The sequence below is a fragment of the Mesorhizobium sp. M0960 genome, assembly GCF_040319055.1.
Lineage (GTDB): Bacteria > Pseudomonadota > Alphaproteobacteria > Rhizobiales > Rhizobiaceae > Mesorhizobium.
The window spans coordinates 402473-418459 of the sequence record NZ_JAMYNN010000003.1 but is presented as its reverse complement, the minus strand read 5'-3'; the positions used below and the strand labels follow the sequence as shown (position 1 = coordinate 418459).

Annotated in this window: 15 protein-coding genes; 5 read left to right on the top strand and 10 right to left on the bottom strand. The window is 63.3% G+C overall.

The features are described 5' to 3' along the window. Positions 1-257 precede the first annotated feature (257 nt). The gene (locus tag NKH63_RS10320) at positions 258-2177 is read left to right on the top strand and encodes a multicopper oxidase domain-containing protein (RefSeq protein WP_023719745.1); all 1920 of its coding nucleotides are present in this window, start codon (positions 258-260) and stop codon (positions 2175-2177) included. Positions 2178-2251: 74 nt separating this feature from the next. Here the strand turns inward: NKH63_RS10320 and NKH63_RS10315 are convergent, their stop codons facing one another. The 3 genes from NKH63_RS10315 to NKH63_RS10305 are packed head-to-tail and all read right to left on the bottom strand — an operon-like array spanning position 2252 to position 4284. Next, positions 2252-2965 carry a HoxN/HupN/NixA family nickel/cobalt transporter gene (locus tag NKH63_RS10315; protein ID WP_023719744.1) on the bottom strand — a complete coding sequence of 238 codons (714 nt, stop codon included), beginning with the start codon at positions 2963-2965 and terminating at the stop codon, positions 2252-2254. A 30-nt stretch (positions 2966-2995) separates the two neighbouring features. Beyond that, positions 2996-4024: a cation diffusion facilitator family transporter gene (locus NKH63_RS10310; RefSeq protein WP_502896318.1), complete on the bottom strand. Its 1029-nt coding sequence runs from the start codon at positions 4022-4024 to the stop codon at positions 2996-2998. Next, positions 4021-4284, bottom strand: a complete 264-nt coding sequence (locus NKH63_RS10305) for a metal-sensing transcriptional repressor (RefSeq protein WP_352481765.1) — start codon at positions 4282-4284, stop codon at positions 4021-4023. The genes NKH63_RS10310 and NKH63_RS10305 overlap by 4 nt, the downstream gene beginning before the upstream one ends. A 103-nt stretch (positions 4285-4387) precedes the next feature. On the opposite strand from NKH63_RS10305, the gene NKH63_RS10300 reads away from it, so the two are divergent. Continuing rightward, positions 4388-5059: a TIGR02117 family protein gene (locus tag NKH63_RS10300; RefSeq protein ID WP_352481908.1), complete on the top strand. Its 672-nt coding sequence runs from the start codon at positions 4388-4390 to the stop codon at positions 5057-5059. A gap of 182 nt (positions 5060-5241) precedes the next feature. On the opposite strand, the gene NKH63_RS10295 is transcribed toward NKH63_RS10300, so the two are convergent. Both NKH63_RS10295 and NKH63_RS10290 read right to left on the bottom strand, forming a co-directional pair. Next, positions 5242-6450: an FAD-dependent monooxygenase gene (locus NKH63_RS10295; RefSeq protein ID WP_352481764.1), complete on the bottom strand. Its 1209-nt coding sequence runs from the start codon at positions 6448-6450 to the stop codon at positions 5242-5244. Between the two features lie 19 nt (positions 6451-6469). After that, a complete protein-coding gene (locus NKH63_RS10290) occupies positions 6470-6715 on the bottom strand; it encodes a zinc-finger domain-containing protein (protein ID WP_023722726.1) in 246 nt (81 codons plus the stop codon). Positions 6716-6864: 149 nt separating this feature from the next. On the opposite strand from NKH63_RS10290, the gene NKH63_RS10285 reads away from it, so the two are divergent. From NKH63_RS10285 to NKH63_RS10275, 3 genes are read left to right on the top strand one after another with little or no spacing between them, the layout of a single operon-like run. After that, positions 6865-9066, top strand: coding sequence for an RNA degradosome polyphosphate kinase (locus NKH63_RS10285; RefSeq protein ID WP_352481763.1), 2202 nt, complete (start codon positions 6865-6867; stop codon positions 9064-9066). Beyond that, positions 9066-10598, top strand: coding sequence for an exopolyphosphatase (gene ppx / locus NKH63_RS10280; protein WP_023722728.1), 1533 nt, complete (start codon positions 9066-9068; stop codon positions 10596-10598). Before NKH63_RS10285 ends, ppx begins: the two co-directional genes overlap by 1 nt. Positions 10599-10656: 58 nt before the next feature. After that, positions 10657-11718, top strand: coding sequence for a serine hydrolase domain-containing protein (locus NKH63_RS10275; RefSeq protein ID WP_352481762.1), 1062 nt, complete (start codon positions 10657-10659; stop codon positions 11716-11718). A gap of 23 nt (positions 11719-11741) precedes the next feature. On the opposite strand, the gene NKH63_RS10270 is transcribed toward NKH63_RS10275, so the two are convergent. The 5 genes from NKH63_RS10270 to betI form a co-directional block, all read right to left on the bottom strand. Continuing rightward, complete coding sequence (locus NKH63_RS10270) at positions 11742-12164, bottom strand: DoxX family protein (RefSeq protein ID WP_352481761.1); 423 nt, start codon at positions 12162-12164, stop codon at positions 11742-11744. 146 nt (positions 12165-12310) lie between these two features. Next, a complete protein-coding gene (locus tag NKH63_RS10265; protein WP_023722731.1) occupies positions 12311-12745 on the bottom strand; it encodes a DoxX family protein in 435 nt (144 codons plus the stop codon). A 128-nt stretch (positions 12746-12873) separates the two neighbouring features. After that, entirely contained in the window at positions 12874-14271 is a 1398-nt protein-coding gene (gene fumC, locus NKH63_RS10260; RefSeq protein ID WP_023722732.1) for a class II fumarate hydratase, read from the bottom strand. Positions 14272-14416: 145 nt separating this feature from the next. Next, positions 14417-15175 (bottom strand): SDR family NAD(P)-dependent oxidoreductase, encoded by a 759-nt coding sequence (locus NKH63_RS10255; protein ID WP_352481760.1) that lies wholly within the window; start codon positions 15173-15175, stop codon positions 14417-14419. 115 nt (positions 15176-15290) lie between these two features. Then, positions 15291-15893 (bottom strand): choline-binding transcriptional repressor BetI, encoded by a 603-nt coding sequence (betI, locus tag NKH63_RS10250; protein WP_031195249.1) that lies wholly within the window; start codon positions 15891-15893, stop codon positions 15291-15293. Between the last annotated feature and the right edge of the window lie 94 nt (positions 15894-15987).

The following is a 15987-nucleotide window of genomic DNA, read 5'->3' as shown; positions in this document are numbered from 1 at the left end:
TCCTGTACGCCGGTTCGGAACAAGACCGGCGGACCGGGCTCGCTGCGTTGCTCAGGGCCTTACGCGTATTCGACGAGCGCTGACCGTGCGCGGCGCGAGAAGATAGCAAGCGTGCTTCAGGCCGCTCGAGTGGTCACCTTGCAACCTGGTAGCTAAGGCCGGCACGGATCATAAGCGCGCCGGCTGCGTTCATTGCCATTGGGAGTTGTATAACGAGCCGCGTTGGCGCGTGCGGCGGCAGGTCAAGGTTCATCCCGATGCTCATCCAACCGATCGATTATTTTCTCGTCGTCTGGTTCGCACTGGCGCTGGCTTCGACGCTTTATGTCGGCTTCGATCAATATCGCAACAATCCCGAGCCGGTGGTGATGAAATGGGGATTCATCCTGGTTACCCTCTATATGGGTCCGCTCGGCTTGCTGCTCTACGTGCTAGCCGACAAGGAGCCCCGGCCGGGCGAGCATGAACTCTTTACCCGGCCGCTCTGGAAGCAGGGCGTCGGCTCCACCATCCACTGCGTCGCCGGCGATGCCACCGGCATCATTCTTGCCGCCGCCGTCACGGCGGCGCTCGGCCTGCCGATGTGGATCGACCTGATCGTCGAATATCTCGCCGGCTTTGCCTTCGGCCTGTTCATCTTCCAGTCGCTGTTCATGAAATCGATGATGGGCGGCACCTATTGGGAGAATGTGCGCAAGAGCTTTCTGCCCGAGTTCATCTCCATGAACTTCATGATGGCTGGCATGGCGCCGGTCATGAGTTTTCTGATGATGGGCCGCGACATGCGCGCGATGGAACCGACGGAGCTTTTGTTCTGGGGCGTGATGTCGATCGGCGTCATCGCCGGCTTTGCGCTTGCCTACCCGGCCAATGTCTGGCTGGTCGCCCGCGGCTTGAAACATGGGCTGATGACACAGCGCCAACAGGCGGCCGGCACCGACGGTCGAGAGCAGCCCCACCAAGGGCAACACGCGCAGATGCAAATGCAGCAGGCCGACGCCAGCGGCCATCACGGGCAGCACCACGATATGGCTTCCCACAAAGGCAAAGGCGGCGCCGGTCATCACATGGAGACGGATGCCACGACCCCGCAAGTCGCCGCCCTCAGCATGGTCTCCCTGCTGGCCCTCGCCATCGGCATGATCGCGCCGGCGAACTGGCTGAACCTAACCTTGTCGGCGCGCGATGTCGGCGGGGTGATCATGCCGCAAGGCATGATCATGGATCGCGACACGCCCGCCGACGCAATGCGCGACATGGCCGCCACCGATCCGCGCCTCGTGACCGCCTCTTATGGTCTGCCGGCAAAGGGCGACCAGGACCTGCCGTTTCGAATGGAGAACGGCGTCAAAGTGTTCGAGCTCAGGCCTTCGGTGGTCCGCTGGCAGATCCTGCCGGACGTTGCGGTCGACGCTTATGCCTATAATGGCCAGATTCCCGGCCCGCGAATTCACATTCGCCAGGGCGACCGGATCAGGATCAACGTCACCAACGGCCTGCCTGAGGAAACGACGGTGCATTGGCATGGCCTGATCCTGCCGAACCAGATGGATGGGCCAGCCGAAATCACCCAGGCGCCGATCGAGCCCGGGCAATCCTATTCATACGAGTTCACCGCAACCCAGCACGGAACCTATTTCTACCACCCCCATGCCAAGCCGGACCGGACCCAGGCGCTCGGCCTCTACGGTGCGCTGATCATCGATCCCGCCAATCCCGCCGATGAGGTCGCGGCCGACCATGATTACGTCATCGAGCTTCAGGAATGGCTGGTGCGGGAAGGGCTGACCTACCCGTCGATGCCGATGGACGGCGGCATGCCGAATTTCTTCACCATCAACGGCAAGGCCTATCCCTCGACCGAGACGATTCCGATGAAGGTCGGCGAGACGCTCAAGGTGCGGTTCATCGGCACCAACAACGGCTTCATCCATCCGATGCACATCCATGGCGGACCGTTCGAGGTCGTTGCCCGCGACGGCGAGACGATCCCTGCCTCGGGTCGTTTCCTTGCCGATACAGTCAACGTCGGGCCAGGTCAGCGCTATGACGTGATCTGGAAGGCACAGCGTCCGGGCAAATGGCTGATCCATTGCCACATCCCGCATCACACCACGAACAACAATGTCGAGGAGAAGGGCGGCGGCGGGCTGATGGTCGTGATCGATGTGACATGACCGGCGTCGGCTTGGCTCGTTCCAACCGCTGCACCGGCCCGGACGCCATGCAGTGGCTGAAACCATGTTTTCTCTTAAGCTGATGTGATCTGCCAGACAGCGACGCCGGCAAGGGCGAGACCGGCAGCGCCCTCGATGGCCCGGGAGATGGTTTCGAACAGCCGTGGCTGGCGCGCGAAAAACTGTACAAGCCGTTCCCGAAACACGATCGACAATACCGCGACGCAGGACAGCGTCAGCGCCACGCCGACCATCATGGTGATGGCAAACAGGACGCCCGCTGCCGGAACACCCCTGGAGATCGCGAAAGTCATCGCGAAAAGCGTCAGCGGGCAGGGGATCAGGCCTGCCATCACGCCGACAGCCTCGCCTTCGTGCCTGTGGTGATGGCTGTGGCTCAAAGCGCGCCAGAGCATCCAGACGCCAATGAGGCCGAGCAGCCCACGACTGATATGCTCCAGAAGCGGAGCGCGGCCAACGCTGCCCAATGCTATGGAGACCAGTGGCAGCGAGAGAGCCGCAATCAGAACGGCAATCGTCACATGCGTGAACGATAGCGTGATAGACACGAGCAGGCCGCGCGAGACCTTCGCATCCGAACCGGCAAGATAGGTCGCCAGGACCGCCTTGCTATGACCCGGCGTCAGCGCATGGGCAGCCCCGAACACGACGCCCATCGGCAGGAAGGCCATGAATGCCAGCCAATTGCCTCCGGCCGCAAGCAGCTTGATCTGCTCGCCGAGCGTCAGATAGATCGTGCGCTGAAATTCGACGAGCGTCTGGAACATCGGACGAGACTAGCAGAAAATCGGCGAGCGTCAGTGCATGTGGCCGTGGTCATGCGTGTGCTCGTGAGGGTGCGGATGGTCGTTCTCTCCACGTTCCGTTGAAAACCGGACATTCGCCTCAGCCAGGGCTGGCATATGCTGGGACAGTTCGTCTTTCAGCGCTGCCGCGATCTTGTTCGCCGCCGACAGCGGTAAGGTTTCGTCCGCGGCAATTGCGATGTCGGCGTGCAATCTATGACCGACCCAGCGCGCCTTAGCATCGACAATATGGGCGCCCGCAACATGCTCGGCGGCATGTCGGATTTCATCCATCACACCGGGTTCGATTCCGTCCAGCATGCGGGTCAGCACCGAACGGGCCGATTGCCACACGATACCGAAGATCGCAATCGTGATCAGCAGGCCGACGATCGGGTCGGCCAAGGAAAAGCCGAGCCAGACGCCGATGGCTCCGATGACCACGGCAAGGCTGGTAAGTCCGTCGGTGCGGGCGTGGTAGCCGTCGGCAATGAGTGCCGCGCTGTTGATTTCGCGGCCGACGCGGATACGGAACACGGCAACCGCCTCGTTGCCGAGGAAGCCGACAATGCCCGCCGCCGTCAGCCAGCCGAGGTGTGTCACAATTTGTGGATTGATCAGCCTGTCGATGGCTTGATAGGCGGCGACAACAGCGCTGAACAGGATGATGAGCACGATGATGATGCCGGCCAGATCCTCGACCCGGCCCAAGCCATAGGTAAAGGTTCGCGACGGCTTGCGCCGCGCCAGCACGAACGCAATCCATAGCGGGATCGCCGTTGTCGCATCGCCGATGTTATGGATCGTGTCGGCCAGCAATGCCACGCTTCCCGACAGCACAACCACGACCATCTGCAACGCCGCGGTGATGGCCAGGATTACGAACGACCATTTGATTGCCCAGATGCCCCGGTCGGTGGTAGCAATTGTCGCATCGATGACGCCGTGGGTGTGACCGTGCGAACCGTGATCGCCGTGATGATGTGCGGCGTGCGAGCCGAACCCGAGCCAGTCCAGAATGCGGGCTACGATGGCATTCATAGATACTTCGCCAGCTGCTTGAGTTCCGCCAGCGAGTCGCCGCCGGTTTCCACGCTGTCCGTGAGGCAATGCTCGATGTGATCGTTGATCAGCTCGCGCTTGGCGCTGCTGATGGCCCTTTCGACGGCATGAAGCTGCTGCGCCAGATCAACGCAAGGGCGATGCGCCTCGATCATGGCCAGCACCGCCGCAAGGTGACCTTGCGCGCGCTTCAGGCGCTTTATGATGGAAGGATGCGAGGCGTGGAGGTGATCTGACATGCTTGAGCATATCCTCCCGGGGAGGATACGCGTCAAGCGCTTTGTCAGCCGTGCAACTCCAGAGACGCTTCACCTTGAGCATGGCTTGTTCTATGCCTTCCGCATGAAGAAGCTTGCCCGTTTTCTTGGCCTGCTGGTCGTTGCAACAGTGCTTGCCGCAGCGCTGGGCACGCTGCTGCCGCGCCCGCTCTGGCCGGCGGCAGTTGCCGATCCGATCGGCGCAAGCCACCGCATCTTGGTGCTGCAAAATCCGATCCACACCGACATCGCCATCCCGGTCGACGACGATATGCGCCGGCGCTTCCATTTCCTGGTCGATGCCGGCATTCCTGCCGACATGGCGGAGGTCCGCTACATCGTCTTCGGGTGGGGCGGCCGCGCCTTCTATCTGGAGACGCCGACCTGGTCGGAGCTGAAGCCGATGCCGGTGATGAAGGCGCTGACCGTCGATGCCTCGGTGATGCATGTCGACATTTCCGGCGACATCGCCGAGCCGCATCCCGACGTCGCCGGCTTCGACATCGGCGACGAACGCTTTGCAGCGCTGCTCGATTACATTGCGGCAAGCTTCCAGCGGGGGCCGAACGGGGCCATTCCGATCGAGAATGCGGCCTATTCCCGCTTCGATCGTTTCTTCGAAGCCAATGGCCATTTCAACGCGCTGATCGGCTGCAACACCTGGACGGCGGCGGCACTGCGCACGGCCGGGCTGCGCACCGGCTGGTGGAACCCGCTGCCAGCCTCGCTCGGCCTGTCGATGCGGCTTCACAATTGAAGAGGGTTCCGGCTGATCAACGCCGCGATCCTTCGAGCCCTCCTTTCGCCAATCTCTAACGTTGCAGGACCTAGCAAGGCGCCGAAACTGCCAATCTCCCTCCTTGTGGGGGAGATGTCCGGCAGGACAGTCCCGCCGGCCTATCGAGCTTTTTATCGCCGATCCCCAGACTCGCGCGCCCGCTAGCCATAAAGCCAATCAAGATCGGCGGCGAGCTTTTCGGGTGAGCGCATCGCCAGGAACAGGTTGCGGGCCATCGCCACCGGCCCGGCCGCGTGCCAGGCGAGGCGGTTGACCGCGCCGCGGCGGGCGACCTGGGCGACGCGCGGCCGCCGCGCCTGTTCCCAAGCGGCAAGCGCGCCGCTGAGATCGGCAGGCGAGGTGGCAACGAAGCCGGCAAGCGTCGCCGCGTCCTCGATCGCCATCGCCGCGCCCTGTGCGGCAAAGGGCGTCATCGCATGCGCCGCATCGCCGATCAGCGCGACGCCTTCCGGTGTCGTCCACCGCCGCTGCTCGACGGTGTGGATCGGCCATGCCGTCCACGGCGCCGCCTCGCTCGCCAGACGGACCAGCGCCGGCGCGGTACCGCGCATGGCACTGACGAGGCTGGCGGGGTCGGCATGCCCCGACCAGCCCTCGGCGATTCGCTCACCCCTGGTGAAGGCGGCGAGATTAAAGACAGTGCCACGGCTGACCGGATAGGCGACCATATGGAAGCCGGGATAGAGGAATGCAGTAACGCAATCGGGCGCACCGATCATGCCGAAGGCCTGTCCGGCGAGGCTGTCCGCGGCCACCGTGGCTCGCCAGGCAAGCTCGCCCGAGAATCGGCTTCTGACAAAGTCGGCCTCCGTGCGGGCCAGCTTTTCTCGCACCGACGACCAGACGCCGTCGGCTCCCACCAGCAACGATGCCTCGGTTTCGATGGTCGTGCCGGCAATCTCGACTGTTGCGGTGATGCCATTCGGTCCGGATGCTACGCTGCCGACGCGGGCGCCGGTGACAAGCTCGAACTCGGGTCGCTCGGCTGTCCGCGCCATCAGCGCTGACTGCAGATCGCCGCGGTGGGCAACGAGATAGGGCGCTCCCCAGCGCGTTTCGGCGGCCTGGCCAAGCGGTACGCGCGCCAACTCGCGCAGCGTGGCGGCATCCTTGAGCACGACCGCCTCCGGCCGCACCGCCGTCGGCAGCAGCCGATCGAGTACGCCGAGTTGTCGAAGAATACGTGTCGCGTTGGGCGACAGCTGGATGCCGGCTCCGGCAGCCTCGAGGTGCTGCGCCTGTTCGAACAGTTTTATCCGATGGCCGCGCTCGGCGAAGGCCAGTGCCGCGGTCAGCCCGGCGACGCCCGCCCCGGCGATGACCACATGCCGGGACTGCGTTTCTCGCATCAGGCTTGTCGCGGAAGAATCAGGCGGCCTGGTCGATATAAAGGCAGCCCGGCGGCACCGTTTCCAATGCCTTCAGCTTCGGCGAATAGCGATAGAGCGTCGAGCAGTAGGGGCAGACCTTTTCATTGTCGTCGCCCATGTCGAGAAATACATGCGGATGGTCGAAAGGCGGATTGGCGCCGGTGCACATGAATTCCTTGACGCCGATGTCGATTGCCGGATAGCCCGCATCGTTCTGGAAATGGGGAATGGAACCGCCTGCCATCGTCGTCTCCTGATCTTGTCGATTGGATCTGGATCATAACCCGTCTCTTTGCAAGATCGATGAAATGAAACTGTCGCAAAAGCCTGTCAGAGGATAAGTTAAGCCGGTTAAGGCTGGCGCCGACGGCTGGTGTAGGAAGAGCAGGAACCATGAACGAACTGAAGCCGGTGCAAAGCGAATTCATCACCATCGAGGCTGCGAGCCGCGAAGGCGGCAATCCTGACCGCTTCGTCAACCGCGAGTTTTCCTGGCTGCAATTCAACCGGCGCGTGCTCGAGGAATCGCTGAACGCCAATCATCCGCTGCTCGAGCGCGTTCGCTTCCTGTCGATATCGGCGGCCAATCTCGACGAGTTCTTCATGGTCCGCGTCGCCGGTCTTGCCGGCCAGGTGCGCGAGGGCATCGTGCTGAAGAGCCCGGACGGGCGCACCCCCGAGCAGCAGCTCGAACAGCTGTTGCGCGAGGTCGAGCGCCTGCAGGAGGACCAGCAGAACAGCCTTTCGGCGCTGATGCTGCAGCTCAACAAGGAAGGCATCGAGAGCATCACCCGCGATGCGCTGACCAAGGACGAGAAGACCTGGCTCGAGGACCATTTCCAGGAGCAGGTGTTTCCGGTCCTGACGCCGCTGTCGATCGACCCAGCGCATCCGTTTCCGTTCATTCCCAATCTCGGTTTCTCGATGGCGCTGCAATTGCGCCACCGCAAGAACGGCGAGGAAATGAGCGCGCTTTTGCGCCTGCCGGTAGCGCTGAGGCGCTTCATCCGCTTGCCGGATCGCAAGCATCACGTCCGCTTCGTTCCGCTCGAAGAGGCGGTCAGTCTCTACATCGGCAAGCTGTTCCCCGGCTACGAGGTCAAGGGCTCCGGCACGTTCCGCATCATCCGCGACAGCGATATCGAGGTCGAGGAAGAATCCGAAGATCTGGTGCGGCTGTTCGAGACGGCGCTGAAGCGTCGCCGCCGCGGCTCGGTCATCCGGATCGAGTTCGACAGGCTGATGCCGTCCGAATTGCGCGACTTCGTCGCCGGCGAGCTTGGCGTCTCGGCCAGCCGCATCAGCGTGCTTACCGGGCCGCTGGCGCTTAGCCAGATCTCGGAGATCGTCGCCGTCGCTCGCGACGATCTGAAGTTCACGCCCTACAATCCGCGCTTCCCGGAGCGCATCCGCGAGCATGGTGGCGATTGCTTTGCCGCCATCCGCGAGAAGGACATCATCGTCCACCACCCCTACGAATCCTTCGACGTGGTGGTGCAGTTCCTGCGCCAGGCGATGGCCGATCAGGAAGTGGTGGCGATCAAGCAGACGCTCTACCGCACCTCCAACGACAGCCCGATCGTGCGGGCTTTGGTCGACGCCGCCGAGGCCGGCAAGTCGGTGACGGCGCTGGTCGAGCTCAAGGCGCGCTTCGACGAGGAGGCCAACATCCGCTGGGCGCGCGACCTCGAGCGCGCCGGAGTCCAGGTCGTCTTCGGCTTTCTCGAGCTGAAGACCCACGCGAAAATGTCGCTGGTGGTGCGGCGCGAGGATGGCAGGCTACGCAATTACGTGCATCTCGGCACCGGCAATTACCACCCGGTCACCGCGCGCATCTACACCGACCTGTCCTTCTTCACCACCGATCCGACGATCGCGCGCGATGTCGCGCAATTGTTCAATTTCATCACCGGCTATGCCGAGCCGGCCGAGCAGATGCGGCTGGCCATATCGCCGTTCACGCTGCGCAACCGCATCCTCAAGCATATTTCGGACGAGATCGGCCACGCGCTGGATGGCAGGCCGGCTCGCATCTGGATGAAGATGAATGCGCTGGTCGATCCGATCATCATCGATGCGCTCTACGATGCCAGCCGCGCCGGCGTCGAGATCGATCTCGTCGTGCGCGGCATCTGCTGCCTGAGACCGCAGGTGCCGGGCCTGTCGGAGAACATAAGGGTGAAGTCGATCGTCGGCCGCTTCCTCGAGCACAGCCGCATCTACTGCTTCGGCAACGGCCACGGCCTGCCATCGGACGGGGCGATCGTCTACATCTCCTCGGCCGATCTAATGCCGCGCAATCTCGACCGCCGCGTCGAGACCATGGTGCCGATCACCAATCCAACTGTGCATGAACAGGTGCTCGGCCAGATCATGCTCGGCAACATCATGGACAACCAGCAAAGTTTCGACGTATTGGCTGACGGAACCTCCCGGCGCGTTGTGCTGGAGGAGGGCGAGGAACCGTTCAACGCGCAGGAATATTTCATGACCAATCCGAGCCTGTCCGGACGGGGCGATGCGTTGAAGTCGCATGCGCCCAAGCGCATCGCGCAGTTCAAGCGCCGCAAGAAACAGAACGCAGCGACGGGCTGATGATTTCAGCGTCCCAGGGCCGGCTTCAGGACCGCCGACCGCTGTCCATCATCGATATCGGGTCGAACTCGATCCGTCTTGTCATCTATGAAGGGCTGGCGCGCTCGCCGACCTTGCTGTTCAACGAAAAGATGCTCGCCGGCCTCGGCCGCGGCATCGTTTCGACCGGAAAGCTCGATCCCGAGGCGGTGACGCGCTCGATGGAAGAGTTCCGCCGTTTCCGCGCGCTCTCCGACCAGGCCGGCGCCGAGCGCATGTATGTGTTGGCGACCGCCGCCGCCCGTGAGGCGGTCAACGGCCCCGACTTCATCCACCGCGCCGAGGATGTACTCAAGACCGAGATCCAGGTGCTGAGCGGCCGCGAGGAAGCCCATTATTCGGCGCTCGGCGTCATCTCCGGTTTCCACCCGGCCAACGGCATCGCCGGCGATCTTGGCGGCGGCAGCCTCGAACTGATCGATATCGACGGCGAGGCGATCGGTGACGGCATCACCCTGCCGTTGGGCGGCTTGCGCCTGCAGGACATGGCGAAGAACTCGCTGACCCAGGCGGCAAAGATCACGCGCGAGCAACTGGCGCGGGCGAAATTGCTGAAGGGCGGACAGGGCAGGGCCTTCTACACGGTCGGCGGCACCTGGCGAAACCTCGCCCGTCTGCACATGGAAATGACCAACTACCCGCTCGGCGTCATGCACCATTACGAGATCGGCATCGAAAGCGCCGCGAGCTTCCTCCGGCAGGTCGCCAAAGCCGAGATCGATAAGGTCAAGGGCATCGAGGGCGTCTCCAAGAACCGCCGCTCGCTGCTGCCCTACGGCGCCATCGTGCTGCAGGAGATCATGGCGGCGATGCAGCCGTCGAAGATCATCGTGTCGGCGCTGGGCGTGCGCGAGGGCTTTCTCTATTCGCTGCTCGACAAGGCCGAACAGAAAGCCGATCCGCTGATCTCGGCGGCGGAAGAGCTTGCCCGCCTGCGCTCGCGATCGGTCGACCACGCGCATGAGCTTGTCGAATGGACCGGTAAGGCCTTCGCTGCCTTCGGCATCGACGAAACCAGGGATGAGGCGCGCTACCGCCACGCCGCCTGCCTGCTCGCCGATATCGGCTGGCGCGCCCATCCCGAATATCGCGGCAAGCAATCGCTCAACATCATCGCCCACGCCTCGTTCATCGGCGTCGACCATCCCGGCCGCGCCTTCCTGGCGCTTGTCAGCCTGTTTCGCCACGAGGGCGTGTTCAATGAAGCCGCTCCGGAAATCCGCGGGCTGGCGACACCGCGCTATCTCGAACGCGCCCGGGTATTGGCGGCGCTGTTGCGCGTCGTCTATCTGTTGACCGCGGCAATGCCGGGCGTCATGCCGCGGCTGAAATGGGAAAACCGCGGCAATGGCGTGCTGGCGCTAGTGCTGCCGGCAGCGCTGGCCGATCTTTACGGCGAGCGGCCGGCTGGCCGGCTGGCACAGCTGGCAAGAGTCACCAACCGCCGACTGGTGCTGGCGGTCGAGGGCGGGCCGAGTATGTCTGTGAAGTGAACGGGCGGTCCAAGGCAGCATTTCGGGACGGTGGGGTAAACGCGGAGCGAAAAATTCCATGACCATCCCATCGTCATCTCCGTCCGTAGCTGCAGCAGAAGCGCTCGGCTTCGATCCAGCGATCCACCGCAAGCTGCTTGCCGGGCTCGAGTCCGGCCTGTTGCGCGACCTGCACATCGTTCTCGCTGCCCGCTCCGAGAAGGTCTTCCTGGAGCACTATGCCGAGGGCAGGGACGAAGAATGGGGGCGCCCGATCGGGCAGATCGCCTTTGACGCCGGCACGCTGCACGATCTGCGCTCGGTAACGAAGAGCATCGTCAGCCTGCTTTACGGCATTGCCCTCGACACGGGACTGGTGCCGCCACCCGATGCGCCGCTCTTCGCGCTGTTTCCCGAATACGCCGATCTCGCCGCCGATCCCGCGCGTGAGAAGATCACGATCGGCCATGCGCTGACGATGACGCTCGGCATGGAGTGGGACGAAAACCGTCCCTATAGCGATCCGCAGAACAGCGAGATCGCGATGGAGAACGCGCCCGATCGTTATCGCTTCATCCTTGAGCGGCCGATCATCGCCGACCCTGGGAGCCGCTGGATCTATTCCGGCGGCAGCGTCGCGCTGGTTGGCGCGATCATTGAAAGAGGCTGCGGCAAATCCCTGCCGGATTTCGCGCGCGAGGCGCTTTTCGCGCCGCTTGGCATCGAGCGCTTTCACTGGTCGGCTGGTGGTGACGGCGTCGCCTCCGTAGCGTCCGGCCTCAGGCTGGCGGCCCCTGATCTTTTGAAGATCGGCCAACTCCTTCTTCGCAAGGGTCTGTGGAATGGAGAGAGGATCGCGTCGGAAGGCTGGATAAACGCGTCGTTAACAGCCACAATCTCGACGCCGGACGGCCTTGGTTATGGCCGGTTGTGGTTCACCGGCGACGCGCCGGCGCCAGCATTCGCCGCCCCGAAATCATGGTATGGGGGTTTCGGCAATGGCGGACAGCGGCTCTGGCTGATGCCCGAGGCCGACATCGCCGCCGTGATCTATGCAGGCAAGTACAACGCCCAGGATGCCTGGGTGACGCCGACCCGCGTCTGGCGCGAGATCATTCTGGCCAATTTCCTGAACGCCTGATGATCTGTGCTGACGCCAGTCTTTCAGGTCGCTTCGGCACCGACGCCGATGCCACGCCCGTCGGCCGACCAGGCGCCCGCACCAGCCATTGCCAGCGCCAGAAAACCCCCTGCCATGGCAATGTCCTTCATCAGCATCTGTGAATGCAGGAAGGTCAGCGTCGGATCGTCGCCGCCTTGGCCGTAATGACCGATGAAGGCGGTCGCGATGCAGAAGGCGGCGAGCAGCAGCGCCACGATCGGCGTCTTGAAGCCGACGAGGATGAGCAGCCCGGCGATCAGCTCGAACAGCCCCGTGCCCCAGGCAGCGAGTGTTGGCAGCGGCAGTCCGAGGCCGGCGAAATAGCTAGATGTGCCGGCGATGTCGGCAAGCGCATGGAAGCCGGACGGCACGAACAGTGCGGCGAGCAGCAGCCGGGACAGCAAGAGCAGCGCATTGCGGGGCATGATTCACCTCCGTTATCAGCGGCCGTTTTGGCCCAGCGCCCGATCTTAGCAGAGTTCCGGCCAGCAGATCGACCGACGCATTCCGACAACGAAAAAGGGGCACGGAAAATTCCGCGCCCCTTTTGTCTAGGCAATGCTGGGCCGCTTCAGCCGCGCTTGGCGTCGATCGAATACGCGCCGGCACCCGAGGAGGCGAGCACGAGGAAGCCGCCGGCAATGCCGAGGTTCTTCATGAAATTGATCATCTGCATCTGATCGGCCCAGCCGGTGTGGGCGACCAGCGCGGTGGCGACGGTGAAGATCGCCATCACCCAGCCGACGATCCGGGTCTGGAAGCCGACGAGGATGGCGAGGCCGCCAAGCAGTTCGATGAGGCCAACGACAATGGCGGTCACCATCGGCAGCGGCAGGCCAAGGCTGCCGAAATAGCCGGCCGTACCGGCAATCGCCGTCAGCTTGCCGAAGCCGGAAAGCAGGAAGATGACCGAAAGCAGGATGCGGCCGAGCAGGATCGTGCCCGAGGCGCCGGAGGCGGTGCCGGACCCGGCAAACGAAGTGTTGGTGGACGTGTTGGTGGACATGCGTAACTCTCCAGAAGGGTTTGGCCAAACGACTTGGGATAGCCGTCCAGTTAGCGCATGCCGACTGTTCACCAAAGACGTCAGATTGGTTACGGATTGTTCACCGAGGTAACGTTTTCGCGATCAACTTACCCCGGGTGCGTCATGTCCTCCGGCCGCACCAGCCGCTCATAATCGGCTTCGCTGACCAGCCCGGTCGCCAGCGCTTCCTCGCGCAGCGTCGTGCCGTTCTTGTGCGCCGCCTTGGCGATCTTGGCGGCGTTGTCGTAGCCGATCGTCGGCGCCAGCGCCGTCACCAGCATCAGCGAACGGTCGAGCGCTGCCTTGATGTTGTCTTCGCGGGCCTCGATGCCGACGACGCAATTGTCGGTAAACGACACCGAAGCGTCGGCCAGCAGCTGTACCGATTGCAGGAAACAATAGGCCATCAGCGGATTGTAGACGTTGAGCTCGAAATGGCCTTGGCTGCCGGCGAAGCTGATCGCCGCATTGTTGCCGAACACCTGCACGCAAACCTGTGTCATCGCCTCGCATTGTGTCGGATTGACCTTGCCCGGCATGATCGAAGAGCCCGGTTCGTTTTCCGGCAGCGACAATTCGCCGAGGCCCGAACGCGGGCCGGAGCCAAGCAGGCGGATATCGTTGGCGATCTTGAACAGCGCTGCCGCGCAGGCATTGATGGCGCCGTGCGAGAAGACCATGGAATCATGGGCGGCCAGCGCCTCGAACTTGTTCGGCGCCGTGACGAAATCGATGCCGGTGATCGCGGCGATACGTGCCGCCACCTTTTCGGCAAAACCGACCGGCGCGTTGAGGCCGGTGCCGACCGCGGTGCCGCCCTGTGCCAATTCCTGCAGACCTGGCAGGGTCATCTCGATGCGCTTGATCGACGAGGCGACCTGCGCCGCATAGCCGGAGAACTCCTGGCCGAGCGTCAGCGGCGTCGCGTCCTGGGTGTGGGTGCGGCCGATCTTGACGATGTGGGCGAAAGCCCTGGTCTTGGCCTCGAGTGCCGCATGCAAATGTCTCAGCGCCGGCAGCAGGTCGTGGATGATGCGCTCGGCGCAGGCGATGTGCATGGCCGTCGGATAGGTGTCGTTCGACGACTGGCTCATATTGACGTGGTCGTTTGGGTGCACCGGCTTCTTCGAGCCCATGATGCCGCCCAAAAGCTCGATCGCCCGGTTGGAGATCACCTCATTGGCGTTCATGTTGGACTGGGTGCCCGAGCCGGTCTGCCAGACGACCAGCGGGAAATGCTCGTTGAGCTTGCCGTCGATGACCTCCTGGGAGGCTTCGATGATGGCCTTGCCGATCGCCGGATCGAGTCGCTTCAGCTCCATATTGGCTTCGGCGGCGGCCCGCTTGACGATGCCCAGCGCCCGCACGATCGACGCCGGCTGTTTCTCCCAGCCGATCTTGAAATTGGCAAGTGAACGCTGCGCCTGCGCGCCCCAGTAACGGTCGGCGGCGACCTCGATGGGACCGAACGTGTCGGTTTCGGTTCTGGTCTCTGGCGCGCTCACGAAGTCTCTCCGGGTTGCAAATTTGCAAACGGCGTATCGCGTTGCACAAATGCCTTCAAGCGGAGATTGCGGACGATGGGGATGCAAATCGGTTGAAGCAGCGCCTTTTCCTTCTCGCAAGGGGAGAAGGAAGAGCGCGCGCTCCTCACCCCGCCGTGTACCCTCCATCCACTGCAAAGATGCCGCCGCTGGTCCACGCCGCTTCGTCGCTGGCGAGATAGACCGCGATGCCGGCAAGATCGCTGGTTCGGCCGATGCGGCCGAGCGGGTAGCTGCGCTCGACATAGGCCTTGAGCTCGGCCTGCGCGGCTTCCGGCAGGTTTTCGATCGACCTGCGCCGCATTGCGGTGTCGACCGTGCCGGGCGCGATGGCATTGACCCTTATGCCGCGCGGCCCGAGCTCGAAGGCGAGCGACTTGGTCAGCGAATTGAGCGCGCCCTTCGATAGCGAATAGAGGCTGGACGGCCGCTTCGGGATCATCTTGTGCGCAAAATAGGATGAGATGTTGATGACCGATGCCCCGCCCGGCGCGAGATGCGGCAACAGTCGCTGGGTGAGGAAGAATACAGCCGTGACGTTGAGCGCGAACGACTGCTGGAACTGGTCCTCGCTGACGGTCTCGAACGGCGCCAGGAACGCCACGCCGGCATTGTTGACGAGGATGTCGAGAGGTGGGCCGCACCTGGCATGCTCGACCACGGCGTCGATGCCGGCGCTGGCCGACAGGTCTGCCGACAGCGTTTCGACGCCGTCCCCGAGCTGCTTGCGGGCGGCGTCGAGTTTTTTGCCGTCGCGGCCGACGATCAGCACGTCCGCGCCTTCGCGCAAAAACGCCTCGGCGATTGCCAGCCCGATCCCGTCCGAGCCGCCGGTGACCAGTGCCCGTTTGCCGCCCAGTCTCATCCAACACTCCCGCGCAATGCCGTCTTGTCTGACAAGGAGAGCAGCGCCGTTGGCAACTGTGGTCAAGCCGCCAGCCTATCCTACAGTATGAACTTCGGCTGTCGGGCACGATGGTCTATTCGGCAGCGGCTGCATCGCGCCGAACAGCCAGGCGGGTAGCGACAAACTCCTTGACGTGATGAATGGCCTGTTCACGCGTGACGCTGCCGGGCTGCAGGCCAAGCCGCAACCATAGCCCGTCGATCAGGGCGGTGACGCCGAAGGCGATCTCGTCAGCATCGGGCGCCGGCATCAGACCGCGCAGGCCGGACAGCAGGTTGGAGCGCATGCGCGCATGGATCACCTTCTGGATGCGGGCCAGCTTTTCGTCGCGCGGCACCTCCGCGCAAAGCGAAAGCCAGGCATGGCAGAGGGACGGCTGGAAAAGATGCGGCTCGAAATTGCCTTCGATGATGGCATCTATCCGTTGCATTGGGGTGCGCGCCTGCTTCAGCCGCTCGACCACTGCATGACGCAGCACCAGGTTCGACTCGCGCATGGCGTGCTCGAACAGTTCCCGCTTGCTGTTGAAATAATGCAGCACGATGCCCTTCGACGCGCCGGCCTGTGCCGCCACTTTTTCTATGGTGGCGCCAGCTATGCCTTCGCGCTGAAGCACGGCAAAGGCGGCTTGCCGCAGCTCTTTGCGGCGTATGTCGCTGAGGCGCTTGAGTTTCACGGGCCGGATCCATGCATCGAAAACCGACGTTGACATTTTCGTCCGCCGAGATCAAGAATTGACCGGTGGGACAATATAAGGACCGAATGGTCAA